14 protein-coding genes are annotated in these 13,659 nt (G+C 63.8%); 7 read left to right on the forward strand and 7 right to left on the reverse strand.

Annotated elements, in window-relative coordinates; all coding sequences use genetic code 11:
- Window positions 1-342: 342 nt before the first annotated feature.
- Both QZ266_RS06755 and QZ266_RS06760 read right to left on the reverse strand, forming a co-directional pair.
- Window positions 343-1,275: a hypothetical protein gene (locus QZ266_RS06755; RefSeq protein ID WP_295693042.1), complete on the reverse strand. Its 933-nt coding sequence runs from the start codon at window positions 1,273-1,275 to the stop codon at window positions 343-345.
- An 89-nt stretch (window positions 1,276-1,364) separates the two neighbouring features.
- Window positions 1,365-3,035, reverse strand: coding sequence for a cellulose biosynthesis cyclic di-GMP-binding regulatory protein BcsB (locus QZ266_RS06760; RefSeq protein WP_295693047.1), 1,671 nt, complete (start codon window positions 3,033-3,035; stop codon window positions 1,365-1,367).
- A gap of 58 nt (window positions 3,036-3,093) precedes the next feature.
- On the opposite strand from QZ266_RS06760, the gene QZ266_RS06765 reads away from it, so the two are divergent.
- From QZ266_RS06765 to QZ266_RS06780, 4 genes are all read left to right on the forward strand, one after another.
- The gene (locus QZ266_RS06765) at window positions 3,094-3,423 is read left to right on the forward strand and encodes a DUF1491 family protein (RefSeq protein WP_295693049.1); all 330 of its coding nucleotides are present in this window, start codon (window positions 3,094-3,096) and stop codon (window positions 3,421-3,423) included.
- A gap of 56 nt (window positions 3,424-3,479) precedes the next feature.
- Complete coding sequence (locus QZ266_RS06770; protein ID WP_295693052.1) at window positions 3,480-3,869, forward strand: hypothetical protein; 390 nt, start codon at window positions 3,480-3,482, stop codon at window positions 3,867-3,869.
- 64 nt (window positions 3,870-3,933) lie between these two features.
- On the forward strand, window positions 3,934-5,541 hold the full coding sequence (locus QZ266_RS06775; protein WP_295693054.1) for a peptide chain release factor 3: 1,608 nt from the start codon (window positions 3,934-3,936) through the stop codon (window positions 5,539-5,541).
- A complete protein-coding gene (locus QZ266_RS06780; protein ID WP_295693056.1) occupies window positions 5,538-6,731 on the forward strand; it encodes a mechanosensitive ion channel family protein in 1,194 nt (397 codons plus the stop codon). The genes QZ266_RS06775 and QZ266_RS06780 overlap by 4 nt, the downstream gene beginning before the upstream one ends.
- Before the next feature lie 289 nt (window positions 6,732-7,020).
- On the opposite strand, the gene QZ266_RS06785 is transcribed toward QZ266_RS06780, so the two are convergent.
- Window positions 7,021-7,494 (reverse strand): hypothetical protein, encoded by a 474-nt coding sequence (locus QZ266_RS06785; RefSeq protein ID WP_295693059.1) that lies wholly within the window; start codon window positions 7,492-7,494, stop codon window positions 7,021-7,023.
- Between the two features lie 118 nt (window positions 7,495-7,612).
- Between QZ266_RS06785 and QZ266_RS06790 the strand changes: the two genes are divergently transcribed.
- Together QZ266_RS06790 and QZ266_RS06795 are read left to right on the forward strand one after the other, a co-directional pair.
- Window positions 7,613-7,840, forward strand: coding sequence for an AbrB/MazE/SpoVT family DNA-binding domain-containing protein (locus tag QZ266_RS06790; RefSeq protein WP_295693061.1), 228 nt, complete (start codon window positions 7,613-7,615; stop codon window positions 7,838-7,840).
- On the forward strand, window positions 7,837-8,232 hold the full coding sequence (locus QZ266_RS06795) for a type II toxin-antitoxin system death-on-curing family toxin (RefSeq protein ID WP_295693064.1): 396 nt from the start codon (window positions 7,837-7,839) through the stop codon (window positions 8,230-8,232). Before QZ266_RS06790 ends, QZ266_RS06795 begins: the two co-directional genes overlap by 4 nt.
- A 3-nt stretch (window positions 8,233-8,235) precedes the next feature.
- Here the strand turns inward: QZ266_RS06795 and QZ266_RS06800 are convergent, their stop codons facing one another.
- The 3 genes from QZ266_RS06800 to QZ266_RS06810 form a co-directional block, all read right to left on the reverse strand.
- A complete protein-coding gene (locus tag QZ266_RS06800) occupies window positions 8,236-9,318 on the reverse strand; it encodes a DUF2336 domain-containing protein (RefSeq protein ID WP_295693067.1) in 1,083 nt (360 codons plus the stop codon).
- Window positions 9,319-9,425: 107 nt separating this feature from the next.
- Window positions 9,426-9,809 (reverse strand): PAN domain-containing protein, encoded by a 384-nt coding sequence (locus tag QZ266_RS06805; RefSeq protein ID WP_295693070.1) that lies wholly within the window; start codon window positions 9,807-9,809, stop codon window positions 9,426-9,428.
- Window positions 9,806-11,776, reverse strand: a complete 1,971-nt coding sequence (locus QZ266_RS06810) for an EAL domain-containing protein (protein ID WP_295693071.1) — start codon at window positions 11,774-11,776, stop codon at window positions 9,806-9,808. Before QZ266_RS06810 ends, QZ266_RS06805 begins: the two co-directional genes overlap by 4 nt.
- Window positions 11,777-11,986: 210 nt before the next feature.
- On the opposite strand from QZ266_RS06810, the gene QZ266_RS06815 reads away from it, so the two are divergent.
- Window positions 11,987-12,829 (forward strand): ion transporter, encoded by an 843-nt coding sequence (locus tag QZ266_RS06815; RefSeq protein WP_295693074.1) that lies wholly within the window; start codon window positions 11,987-11,989, stop codon window positions 12,827-12,829.
- Here the strand turns inward: QZ266_RS06815 and QZ266_RS06820 are convergent.
- The coding region (locus tag QZ266_RS06820; protein WP_295693076.1) for a transglycosylase domain-containing protein at window positions 12,763-13,659 on the reverse strand (897 nt) is incomplete at its 5' end. The genes QZ266_RS06815 and QZ266_RS06820 overlap by 67 nt on opposite strands.

Here is a 13,659-nt window from a genome sequence, read left to right on the forward strand (position 1 = left end):
CCGACAAGGCCGACCTTCCAGCCGCCGGAAATCTGTGCCGAGGCATTTTCGAACAGGGACCGCTCGCCGATGCGATAGTCGAGATTGGAAATCGTAAGCATCGTGTCGGCCGAACTTTCACTGCGCGGGCGGGAAGGGGGGGCGCGGAGCCGGGGTCATAGCGCTTGCGATGCCATTCGGCCAGCACAGCCTGCGGTGAGGGGGAAAACGCGCGAGTGTCATCCGGGATGCATGCCCGGTAAGGCCGGGCGCAAGTCGGGAATCTGGCCGGTGGCCGCCACACAAGTCCCCGCCCTGCGTCCCGCCTTGGCGGGCCTTCCGGCGGGCATCACACGTGCAGATTTATGGCGCGGACGGCTCGGGCGCGGCGGGGCTCGACAGGTCGCGATGGTCGCCGCCGAGCAGAAAGGCCAGCGCCGCCGCGAAATCACCGATCTCGATATAGTGGCTGGCAATGATGCGGCCGTGACGGTCCATCAGGTCGATACGGGCGGCTTCACGCGGATCGCGGGCGGCGAGGGCGTCGGCAGCGCTCATGGGGAAGTCGAACACGGTCGCGCCGTCCTCGGTGCCGGCCAGTGTCGCAGCGGCCGAACCGGTGTCGCGGCCGCGCGCCCAGATACGGGTCTCGGCAAAGCGTGGCGGGGTCCAGCGCGCCCATGCGGCATTGGTCGGACCCGTATAGGTGCCGCCCATCGTGGCATCATAAAGCGTCGGCTGACGGTCCATGTCGCGCAGGACCAGAATGGCCGAGGTCGCGTCCGGCTGACCGGCCAGGGCAAAGCTCAGCTGGCGGCGATCATCGCGCGTGCTGACGCCGATCGTGAAATCGCCCTGGTCCTGGCTGATCGACCAGACCGCCATGTCCGGCGTGACATTGCGGCTCGCCGTCCAGGTGAAATGACTGCCGGGGAAATCCATCGCCGGAATGCGGACCCAGCCGATATAGGCACTGATCACGCGATGCTGGAGATCGGCGACCGCCGTGTCGGCGCAGGAAATTCCGGCGGCCTGGCGGTGCAGGTCGGCGGTGTAGTCTTCCAGTGACCGGCGGGTGATGCCTTCGCGCAGGAGCAGACCGCGAGCCTGGAGGCGACCCGCTTCCAGCGCATTGCGCTGACCGGCGGTAAACAGGTGGCAGCGATCATCGACAGCGAGGGCGAGCTGGCGCTCGCCGAAGATGGCCACGGCGCCATCATCGGCCAGGGCCGAAGCCCCGGCACCGGTCAGGCCGAGGCCCAGTCCGAGGGAAATCGCTTTGATGAAGGCGCGCATGACAGATCCCGCTTGCATGGGGAGATGTCTAGCAGGCGTGGTTTGATGCGGCGTGAAGAAGGGTGGTTAATTCTCTGCAAATTCAAACACTAGGATTGCGCAGATACCGTCTTGCGACGCCCGAAAAAGCCACGCAGCAAGAGCAGGAAAGCCGCGCCGAAAAGCAGGAAGGCGGCATCGCGCGTATGATCGAGGGCAAATTCCCGGGCGCGCTCGGTCAGGGTCGGTGAGACCACCGCATAATCCAGGGCCGTGACACCGCGCGCACTCCAGACCGCGGCGCGACCTTCAAGGGCCATCCACAGATCCGAGCGGGCGAGCGAGCGTCCGGCAGCCTCGAAAGAGGCGATGTCCGGTGCGGTCAGCGTGGCGATCCAGCGGCTCTGATTGGCCTGGTCGCGGAAGAGCGAGGCGACGCCGATCCCGACTTCAGTGCCGGCTTCGACATCACCGGCATCGGCATAGGCGGCCGCAGCGAGGCGCATCAGGCCGCGCTGGCCGCGCGACCGTTCGGCGGCGCGCAGGGCGGCACGAAGCTCGGGCGGGGCATTGTGGTCGATCGCCGGAATCTCGGTCGAACCCGGGCCGATGACCAGAAGATTGTGATTGGCCGGTGCGGTCGCGTCGGCATCGCCATACCAGGCATAGAGCCAGGCTTCGCCGCTGATCAGGGCGGCGCGGGCGAGCACGGAGAGGGCACCATGACGATCGGCGTCGAAACGGGTCGAGAACTGGACCGCGGTGCGCGAGCCCTGGTCCGCCGAGAAGGGCAGGCCGCTATCGGCAAAGGTGCGCAGGTCGGCATTGGCGTGCAGGGTGCGGGCATCGCGGATCTGGCGGGTGCCCAGACGTGTGGCGGTCATGGCATCGGCCGCAAGGAAGCTGCGCTGGTAACCGTCAAAGGAACGGGCGGCCATCAGGCGTGCGGCCGCGGTGGCCTCGTCCAGATTGCGACCGGTGATGACGAGGTGCGGGACGCCGTCATTGTGGAAGGCGATCTCGGGACCATTGGACTGGTCGCCGGACCGCAGGGCCGCGCGGTCCTCGGCCGCCAGGCGGGCATTGTCGGCGATGCGCACGACAAGGTCGGCCTCGTCGGCATTGGCGGTGAAGAGCGGGACCTGGCCGGCGCGGAGGGCGAGCCCCTGGGCGACCAGCGCTTCCAGCGTCACACGCTCGCGGCTGGCATCGGTCAGCAGGGCGATGCGGCGCGGTGCGGCGTAATCGGCACCGAGAGCGGCTTCCAGATCGCCCAGCGTGTCGATCGCGGCGACCGGTTCGAGGGTCAGGCGCATTTGCGAGCGACGGGCATCGACAATCCAGCCGGCCGCCGGCGTATCCGTGGTGTAGGCAATTTCGAGCGTGTTGTCGCCGGCGCGGAAATCGTCGGAGAACAGCGCGAAGCGCGCTTCCATGGCCCGGGCCTGCGGACGGATGGTGATGGCTTCACCGCCATTGACCGAGACATGGATCAGGCCGGCCGTGCTGTCGCTGGCCGGGCGGGCGGCGAGGCGCAGCCAGGCTTGCGTCGTGTCGACATGGGGCGGCAGGGCGAAATGAATTTCGGCGCGTTCGCGCGATGTGGAGAGGATGAAGGCGTTGGATCCGCCATCGAGGTCGGCGAGGCTGCGCTCTTCCGTATTGACCGGAATCGCGTCAACTGCGGCAGCTGTCGATGTGTCCTGCCCCCAGGCGGCAAAACTGCCGGACGCAACGATGGCCAAAGCGGCGACCGCAGACGACAATACTCTTACAAACATGAAACGCTCCCTCACCCCATTTACAGATTATTAAGCAATTGGGCTGCCAGCAAACGAAATGAGCGCTCTGAAATCGAAATTCTGGCTGGATGCCTTGATACGCAGGGCTGAATCGGCTTTTGCCTCGGCCTATGTGATTCGCCGGGGAGACGAAGATGCGGGCGCGATACTCGTGAAAGTGGTATCGGGACCGCAACTGACACACCTCTATGTGCCGTCCCGGGACGATCAGGGGGAAAGGATCTGGACCCGCCGTGCCGAGACCGATGAGGCGAGTCTGGATGCCTATTGCCACAAGCGGGCCGGCCAGGATCCGGATATCTGGATTGTCGAGATCGAGGACCGGCAGGGCCGGCACTTTCTGACCGAGCCGGTAGACATTCTTTAACCGGCCCGGGTTAGACTGGGCAGTGTTCAAATTGCTCTCAGTCCTTCGGGTTCGCCATGTTGTTCTTGTTCAACGATGTCGTTTTCGATCTGGGTGATCTGAACGGGGTTCTGCGCTCTGGCCAAATCCCGCTCACGCTCGAGCAGATCGAGACTTTGACCGCCGCACAGCTTAACGGGCTGGTGCGTGAAGCGATTTTTGCCGATCCGAATATCGCCCGGACCAAGCCGGATCATGTCCGCCATCTGGTCGCCCTGATCAGCTTCGTCGCACCCGGTGCCAATGCCCTGCTGGCAGTGCGTCCGGAAGGCGCAGAAGTGCCGGCCAAAGTCGGTTTGCGCTATGCCAATGTCATGCTCACGACGCTGGCCTCGCTGTGGAAGGACCAGCAGCTGGGCTATCTGACGCCGGGGCAGATCAATGACCAGGTCTGGCTCGCCGCGTGAGGTGACTTGCGCGCGGGGGCGGTAACAGGGTAACCGGACGCCCTGCATCACCTGTGAGCCCATCATGACGACCCCGACTTCGAAAGCACCGGAATGGGCGCGCCGCCGCTCTTTCGCGATCATCTCCCATCCCGATGCCGGTAAAACCACGCTGACCGAGACACTCCTGCTGTCTGCGGGCGCGATTCGCCTCGCCGGTCAGGTCCGGGCGCGCGGCGAAAGTCGCCGCACCCAGTCGGACTGGATGAAGATCGAGCAGGAGCGCGGTATTTCGGTCTCCGCCTCGGTGATGACGTTCGAGCACCGGGCCCTCCTCTTCAACCTGCTCGACACGCCGGGCCACGAGGATTTCTCCGAGGACACCTATCGCACCCTCACTGCCGCCGACAGCGCCATCATGGTGCTCGATGCGGCCAAGGGCGTGGAGCCGCGGACGCTGAAACTGGTCGAGGTCTGCCGCCTGCGCGACATTCCCATCGTCACCTTCATCAACAAGATGGACCGCGAGGCGCTGGACCCGGTCGACCTGCTGGAAGACATCCAGGACAAGCTCGCGCTCGACACCGTACCGATGCAATGGCCGTCCGGGTCGGGCAATCGCTTCAAGGGCGTGCTCGACCTCAAGACGAAGACTGTCGTCGGGTATCAAAAGCCGGGCGATGATCGCGATGATACCGCCGCCAGCCCGCGCTGGGCGCTCGATGGCAATGAGGTCCGCGAGCATCTCTCCGAGGAAGAGGTCGCGGAACTGGAAGAAGGCGCCGAAGTTGCCGCCGAGCTCTGCCCGGCCTTCAAGATGCAGAGTTTTCTGGAAGGTCACATGACCCCGGTCTTCTTCGGCTCGGCCCTGCGGGGTTTTGGTGTGCGCGAATTGCTGGACGGGCTGGCCGACATCATTCCGGGACCGGCCGCGATGGCGGCGATCAAGAATGGCCAGACTGTCGAGCTCGAGCCGGGCGGCAAGGAAGTTGCCGGTTTCGTCTTCAAGGTGCAAGCCAATATGGACCCCAATCACCGCGACCGGGTTGCCTTCGTGCGCCTGTGTTCCGGCGTCTTCAAACGGGGCATGAAGCTGAAGACCGAGGCTGGCAAACAGCTCACCGTGTCCTCGCCCATCCTGTTTTTTGCCCAGGACCGAGAGATTGCCGACGAGGCCTTCGCCGGCGATGTGATGGGCGTGCCCAATCACGGGACCTTGCGGGTGGGGGACAGCCTGTCCGAGACCGGCAAGCTGCGCTTCTCCGGCATTCCCAACTTTGCCCCGGAAATCCTGCGCCGCGCCCGCCTGGCCGATCCGTTGAAGGCCAAGCATTTGAAGAAAGCCCTGGAAAGCCTGGCCGAAGAAGGGGTGACCCAGCTCTTCCGGCCGACCCTCGGTGGTGATTTCATCGTCGGGGCTGTTGGTGCGCTGCAGATCGATGTGATGCGCGAGCGTGTCGCCGCGGAATACGGGCTCGAGGTTGATTTCGAACCGGCCCCCTATGACACGGCCCGCTGGGTGACCGGCGCGCGTGACAAGATCGAGGCCTTCGCCGACCGGCACAAATCGGCCATGGCCGAGGACATCAATGGGGATCCGGTCTTCCTCGCCAAATCGGCCTGGGAAGTGTCCTATTCGGAAGAGAAATTCCCCGACCTCACCTTCCACCGCGCCAAGGAGCGTTCGGCATGAGCAGTGCGGCAGAGGCAGGCGACAGCGTGATGGTCCAGCTTCAGGATTTGTGGGCCATCGCAATTGACGTCTGGAACACGTCCTTTCTTGGCATCAATGTCGGTCAGGGCCTGTTCGCCCTGCTGATTGTCCTGGTCGGAATTATCGCACGCGGCATGATTGCGCGCTGGCTGATCGGTGCCCTCAAGCGTCTCGCCCTGCGCACCGAGACCACATTCGATGATGCCGTGGTCGACGCAATCGCCGGGCCGATGAAGCTGGTCCCGGTTATCATCTCGCTCTTTTTTGCCCTCAATGTCCTGCAGATCGGAGCCGAGGGGGCCGTTCGCGGCCATCAATTCGTCCAGTCCCTGGTCGTGATCGCGCTCTTCTGGGCCCTGCACAATGCTGTCGGCCCGCTGGCGCATGCCCTCAAAGGGCTGCGCAATGCATTGACGCCGGTGATGATCGACTGGCTGACCAAGGCGCTGCGCATCGTTTTCATCATTGTCGGCGCCGCGGCCGTCCTGCAGGTCTGGGACATTCCGGTCGCTGGTATCGTCGCTGGTCTCGGCCTGTTCGGTGTGGCCATCGGTCTGGGCGCCCAGGACCTGTTCAAGAACCTCATCGCCGGCATTCTCATCCTGACCGAGAAGCGGTTTCTGCCCGGCGATTGGGTCAAGGTGGATGGTATTGTCGAGGGCACAGTCGAGGAGATCAATTTCCGCTCCACCCTCGTGCGCCGTTTCGACAAGGGGCCGGTCTATGTCCCGAACTCGAAACTCTCGGACAATGCGGTGACCAATTTCAGCCGCATGACCCATCGCCGGACCTATTGGATCATCGGCGTGCGGTACGATGCGACGGCGGATCAGCTGCGCGAAATCCGCGACAAGGTGCTCGGCTATGTCCAGTCGCATCCGGAATACGCCCAGGCGCCGGAAGTCTCGACCTTCATGCGGGTCGACAGTTTCGGCCCGTCCTCGATCGACTTCATGCTCTACTGCTTCACCAAGACCACCAATTGGGGTGAATGGCTGCGCCTGAAGGAGGACCTCGCCTTCTTCATCAAGGAAACGGTCGAAAATGCCGGCACCGACTTCGCCTTCCCGTCGACCAGTGTCTATGTGGAAAGCGGCGCGGACGTCTTCACCCCGCCGGGTGATGATGCAGGCAAGGCGGTTGTGGCGAGCGAGGCCGGCAAGGGCTGATCGGAACGCAAGTCCGGGACCTCACCGGTCGCGACCCTATAGCTCCCCGCCCTGCATCCCGCCGGCGCCGGACATCCTGTCGCTGTCGTAGTTCATCCCTTTTGCAAGGGTCGCATCGCGCGCAATCATCCATAGACGACTTGCCGAGACCCCGCCGCATCCGGTTTTCAAGGTCAAGGGCGCCACTGGCGCCGCTGGGCGGTTTTACCCTTGAGCTTGAAAACCGGATGCGGCCTGCTGGCTGCCAAGCGGCTTTGGTGACGGTTTCGCGCCTGCGCCCCTGGTCTAGTCACCCCTTTGGCAATAATCCCGCGTCGCGCCGCAAGGCCTGCGCGATGCCGGCATTGAGCTGCCAGTCGAGATCCGTGATGACATCCGGCACCATGCCCCAGGCCGCCAGGAAGGCGGATCGGGCGGCCTGCAATTGTTGATGCAGGATCCTGCAGGCCAGGTCATCCGGATCGAGCCCCTCGGCCCGGGCCCAGCTGCCGGCACTGTCAGCGGCGTCCAGCTCATCAAAGCCACGCCCGATCAGCACCAGTGCCAGGCGGGCATCATGGGTGCCCAGATCGCCATACTCGTCAAACACGGTGATGCGCAGGGGCGGCAGGGTCTCGCTGTGGACGAGGATGTCGACCGCATCGCCCTCCAGCACCGCAAATTCGGACGGCAAAACCTCCAGCCGAACGCCCGTCCGGGCGAGCCAGGTTTCAAGCTCGCCAATGGCGCGGGTTGCAATCGCAGGGTCGACGGCCTTGGGCATGCCGAAAGACTGGCATGACCGTGTCGGACAGGGAAGCGCTGGTACCGGGCCGGGCATTTGCGCGTTCCGGCGCTTGCTCGAATGTGTTATAACACATGTAGCTATATGAGGTGAGGCTGTGACAAGCTTGAAAATTCGCGCGATCGGCAATTCGCAAGGCGTTGTCCTGCCGCGGGCCCTGCTGGATCGGTACAAGCTGGGGGCGGGTGACGTGCTCCATGTGACCGAGGCGCCGGACGGGTCGATGCGGCTCACCCCGTATGACCCTGCCTTCGCGGAGCAACTCGAAGCGGCAGAGGAAGGCATGGCGGCCTATCGCAATGCCTTGCGTGAACTGGCCAAGTGAGTGCCCCGAAATGGTTGTCACCAGCCGTCGTCAGGGCTGTGCACGACATCCAGATTTCCGAGCATGGCGGTGCGGCGGGTGTGAGAGATGTCGAGCGTCTCGACAGTTCGCTCGTTCGTCCATCCCAGGCCCATGATTACGGGCTGACGGATCTGCATGCCCTGGCCGCCAAATATGCGCATGGGATCGCGTCCGCCCACCCCTTTGTGGATGGCAATAAGCGCACGGCCTTTCTCGCCGCTTTCATTTTTCTCAAGATCAATGGCCGCCGATTGGTGGCGCCGGAAGTCGAGGTTGTGCGTCACACACTGACGCTGGCCGCCGGCGAGTCTTCCGAAGCCGATTATGCTGACTGGCTGAGGTCGCGAACGCGGCCGATCCCGGACAGCTAAGCGCTAGGCCGCCATGTCCCGGCGTATGCGCCAGAAGCGCATGGCGCGCGCGGCGTCGTCGGCCGTGATCCGGTCGTAGAGCTGACCGAGTTCGCGGGCATCGCGGAAGGCGTCTTCAAAATTCTTGTGGCGCAGCACGGCGAGGGTGACAAAAAGCGCCTTGTCAAAGCCGGCGGATTTGCAGATCAGGGCCAGCGGATCGATGCTGTCCTGTTCCAGGGCCCGCTTGGCGGCGACATAATCGACTCCGGTCATCTCGGCAAAGGCGACATGGCATTTGACCGGCTCGTTTTCGCGCAGCAGGCGCGCGAGCAGGCCGCCGTCCAATTGTTTGCGCATGGCCATGGAACGCACGTATTTCTGCGCTTCCCCGATCGCCTTGTCCTGCTGCATGCGCGCCGCCAGACGGGCTTTCGAGACCGCCATGGCCTGGTCGATAATGTCCGGGTCGACGCTGTCGAAGCGGTCCATGATCTGGTCACGCAAATGATTGCGCACGGTCAGCATCATGTCGGCGAGAATGTCGTTGGGCGTGTTAGTCCGCTTGACCAGCGGTCCTTGCAGGACTGTGGAGTTTTCCGCCCGTTCGGAGACCGTCTCGAAGGCCTCCCGGGAGATCTGCGCGCCTTCATTCGAGATCAGTGTGGCGACGGTCTCGTCATCGCCGCGGCGGACAATCGTGTCGGACAGGCGTTCGGAAACGTCTTCGCGCCTGGACATGGCCTTGAGGTGGTCCTGACCGCCTTCTTCGGCGATGACCACCAGATCGTCTTCGGACAGGACCGACGACTTCGACAGCATCGGGCCGGCAACCTCGATCGCGTCCTGGGCCAGTTTCAGTACCAGGCCACGCGGCGCCAGCGGTGTGTCGGCAAAGCGGTGGGACAATTCCTCCCGCGCATCCACGGCGGTCTGTTCGGCGAGGGCGGAGAGGACTTCGTCAAAACGTCCGGAGACGGCGCTGTCGCGCTCCGGTGTTTCCTCGAAGAAGAGATCGGTCACCTCGCGCAACAGGGACCGCCGGCGATCACACGATTTCTCGCGTGCCAGTTCGACCAGATTGTTGAGCTTGCTGATGACAGCCATGACCCACTCCAAGCGATGGTGAGACACCAATCTGCCTGCTCGGGGTAAAAAAACCGTACGAGCGATGTTTCAAATTGTTCGCGAGTTGCGATTTTTCCGGACGGTGCTCAGTACGGCCCGCGCAATGTGGCGCGCAGGGCGACTTCCTCGCGCGGGCTGGGCGCGCGCTCGGCGGCCGCCTCGATACGGTCGCTGAGCTGTCGGGACAGGCCGGTGACCCGGCCGGGTGCGCGGTAGGGCGTCGGCGCAGCGGACAGCAGATGGCAAGCGGGATCGGTGCCCGTCAGTTCGGCCCGTGTCCAGACCCAGGACTGGCACTGACCATCGCCATTGCACAGCGCGGCACAGGCCGTCGGGGTCAGGTCTTCCATCAGGGTGCGGGCATAAACAGCGCCGCGGCGGGCATGGCCCTCCATCACGTCATCGGCGAGGGCGGGGGCCGCGCAGGCGTATGCACCAAGGCTGAGCAGAAGGCCGATGACCCGTCTCATGCGCCGACCTTGCGCAGGCCTGGCGGGCGGATGTCCGGGCGGGCCTTGCCGGGGACGGTGTGCTGGTCGAGATGCGGCAGAACGGCATCGGCGCTCATGGGCTCGCCGATCAGATAGCCCTGGACATGCCGGGCGCCGAGTGTGCGCAGGATATGCATTTGTGCCTCGGTCTCCACACCCTCGATCACACAGCCCAGATCGAGCGTCTGCGACAGGGAGAGCATGGTCCGCACAATCTTGAAGGAGGAGCTGTCCTCCAGCATCTGGCCGACAAAGGACCGGTCGATCTTCAACTTGGAGACCGGCAATTGCTGGAGATATTGCAGGGACGAATACCCGACACCGAAATCATCCAGGGCCACGGAGTGGCCGGCTTCGGAGATCTGGTTGATGGCACGCCGGGCCTGGTTGAAATCGCTCATCATCGCGGTTTCGGTAATCTCGAACTCGATGCGCCGGGTCGGCAGGCCGCTGGCCTTCACCGTCTCCAGCACGCTGTCCATCGCCTGCGGGGACATCAGGTCGTGGGCGGACAGGTTGAAGGAGAGGGTCAGCGCGTCCGGCCAGTCCTTCATCGCGGTCAGGGCCTTTGTCAAAAGGACCTGGGTCAGCGGCCGGATCAGCCCGGCGCGCTCTGCGGCCTGGATGAAGACGTCCGGCGAGACCGTGCCCAGCTCCGGCGATTCCCAACGGGCGAGGGCTTCAAAACCGATGATCCGGGATTTGATGAGGTCGTATTGAGGCTGGAACTTGACCGTGAATTCCGTCTCGTAATTGCAGCGCCGCAGCGCCTTGTCGACCTGGCTCGAGGCCATCATCTCATGCTCGAGCGCGGCGTTGAAGAGCACCGCCTTGCCCTGCAGGGCGCGCTTGGCGAAATACAGGGCGTGGTCGGCGCGCTCCATGATGTCATGCGTCGACAGGGCCGGATCATCGCAGACCAGGAGCCCGACCGAGCCGGATCCCTTGCAGGTATATTCGCCCAGCTCATAAGGCCGGGACAGCTGGGCTTCGATGCGGTGACCCAGCTGCAGCACGGTTTCACTGTGCGTACAGGGCGCCGACGCGATCAGGGCGAATTCATCGCCGCCCAGGCGGGCCGGCATCGCCGTGTCGCCGGCAATCATGGTCAGCCGCTGGGCCACGGTCTTGAGCATCTCGTCGCCCGCCGCATGGCCATAGGTGTCATTGACCGGCTTGAACCCGTCCAGGTCGACGAGCGCCAGCACGAAGGGGTCCCCATGGCCGCGCAGGCGTTCGAGGCGGGCTTCCAGCTCGATGAAGAAACTGCGGCGATTGGGCAGGTTTGTCAGCGTGTCACACTCGGCAAGATGGCGCGTTTCCGTGGCCAGGGCCTCGGCGATTTCACGATCTCGCACCGCGTCGAGCCGGGCCCGGACGGAGTCCAGTACCGCGCGCCGCATCACAAGGGACAGCGCGATTGCGGCGGCGACGCCGGAACACGCGATCCACAGATAATCGACCAGGCTGGCGGGCATGTTGTACTGGACCAGCGCCAGAAGGCTGGCGCAATTCATCGCGGTCGCGATGATGATCGTGCGCCGGCTCGGGAGCAGGGCCGCAAAGATCGGGATCATGAGCACCGTATAGGCGAGGTTCTCGACCTGGAAATAGAGCAATTGCTGCAGGTTGGAGTTCACGAACAGGCTCAGGCACAAAAGCCCGCCGGCGACTTCAAGTTCTGCTGCTGTGCGGGACTGGCGAAGATATCGCCGGATGCCGATGGCGAGCAGGGCGGCGACCGAGACCGCCGACACCATCACCACATGGTCACTCTCGCTCGGAAACAGCAGGCGCGTGACAAGGTCGAACAGGAAATAGCCGAGGATGGCGACTGCCGTTCCGCGCAATAGCGGCAGATAGGCGATCGTGATTTCACGGCCCCGCGGAGTCGGCGCTGGCAGGGAGGCCGCGCTCGGTATCGTGTTCGAGCCTGTAAGGCGCATGTTTGCGTCCCGTGCTTGTCTGGCTCCTTATTGGATCAAGCGCCTTAAATCGTGGATAAGCGGTCCGATAAAATTCGAACTATTGGTGATTTTCTTCAAAATTGAACTGGCACCAGATGATTGAATTTCCGAGGTGACAGGGCTAGGAGCAGGCCTGAGGTGCCTGTCGGGACCGGGGCGTCGGGACCTTTGCCAGGGCCTTTGGAGGGGATGCGGGTGAAAACTTTCGTCGAGAGTGCGGGATTTCGCAATTTCATCATGGCGCTGATCGTGATCAACGCGATCACCCTCGGCCTGGAGACCTATCCCTATGACGGGGTCTGGTTCACCACCTGGATGCCGCTCCTGGACCGCACCATCGTCGCCATTTTCGTGGTCGAGATCGCGCTGCGCCTGATCGTCTACCGGCACCGCTTCTTCATGAATGGCTGGAACTGGTTCGACCTCGCCGTGATCATCATTTCCATCCTGCCGGCGGCTGGCGGATTCTCGGTCCTGCGCGCCCTGCGCATCGTCCGCGCCTTCCGCCTGTTTTCGGTCATGCCGGACCTGCGCAAGGTCGTCGAAGCCTTGCTGCGGGCCATTCCGGGCATGGGCGCCGTGATGGCCGTGCTGGGACTGATGTTCTACGTCTCCGCCGTCATGGCGACGAAATTCTTCTCGGAAACCAATCCGGAACGCTTCGGGTCGCTGGGGGAAAGTGCCTTTGCCCTGTTCCAGGTGATGACGCTGGAAGGCTGGGCCACGGATGTCGCCATACCGGTGATGGAATTCCATCCCTGGGCCTGGGTTTTCTTCCTCGTTTTCATTGTCCTGACCAGTTTTGCCGTCCTCAATCTCTTCATCGCCATCATCGTCGACAGCCTGCAGGCCAAGCATTTCGACGAGGAAGAGGCCCGCGATCTGGAAGCTGATGCCGACCGGGATGTCCTGCACGCCGAGATCGCGGCCATGCGGGGTCAGATCTCGGACCTGACCGCCCTGGTTCAGCGTTCGGTGGGCGAGGCGTCTCCGGCCAGTATCGCCGAGAAGGATGCCGACAAGTCGGAATAGAAGGCTGCCAGTCTTTCTTCCCGCTCCGAGCGGGTGCGCGGGGCCGGGGCCGATAACGCCCGGACCGGCAGGTCGGCATGGACCTCGGTCATGTAGAGTTGCCAGATCGTGGCCGGCAGACCGCCGCCGGTGACATCATCCATCGGCGTGTCATCATCATTGCCGACCCAGACGCCCGCAATATAGTCGGCGGTATAGCCGACAAACCAGGCATCGCGGAAAGACTGGCTGGTCCCGGTCTTGCCCGCCGCGGGACGATCGCCGAGCCGGGCCCGTCGCCCGGTCCCGGTCAGCACCACATCCTGCAACATGGTCGACATGGCCCGGGCCGTTTCAGCCGTCGTCGCCTGCCGGGCCGCGACGCTGTCGTGCTCATAGAGGACATCGCCGCGCGAATTGGTGATCGAGGTGATGAAATAGGGTTCGTGGCGCACGCCGTCATTGGCAAAGACCGCATAGGCCGATGTCAGTTCGAGCAGATTGACCTCGGCTGCACCCAGCGCGATGGCGGGCAGTTCGGGCAGGGGCGAGGCGATGCCGAAACGCCGTCCGACCTCGACCACACGGTCAATCCCGATCTGGTCGGCGACCTGGGCCGCGACGGTATTGATCGAGCGTTTGAGCGCCTCCTGCAGCGTCACCAGTCCGCGAAAACCGCCGGAGAAATTCTGCGGCGTCCAGCCCTCCAGATCGATCGGCTCGTCCCACACGGCAGAAGACGGGTCATAGCCGGCTTCAAGGGCGGCGGTGAAGACGAAGGGCTTGAAGGCCGAACCGGGTTGGCGCTGGGCCTGGATGGCGCGGTTGAACTGGCTGGTCGCATAGTCGCG

It is taken from the genome of uncultured Maricaulis sp. (assembly GCF_905480005.1).
Classification (GTDB): Bacteria; Pseudomonadota; Alphaproteobacteria; order Caulobacterales; family Maricaulaceae; genus Maricaulis.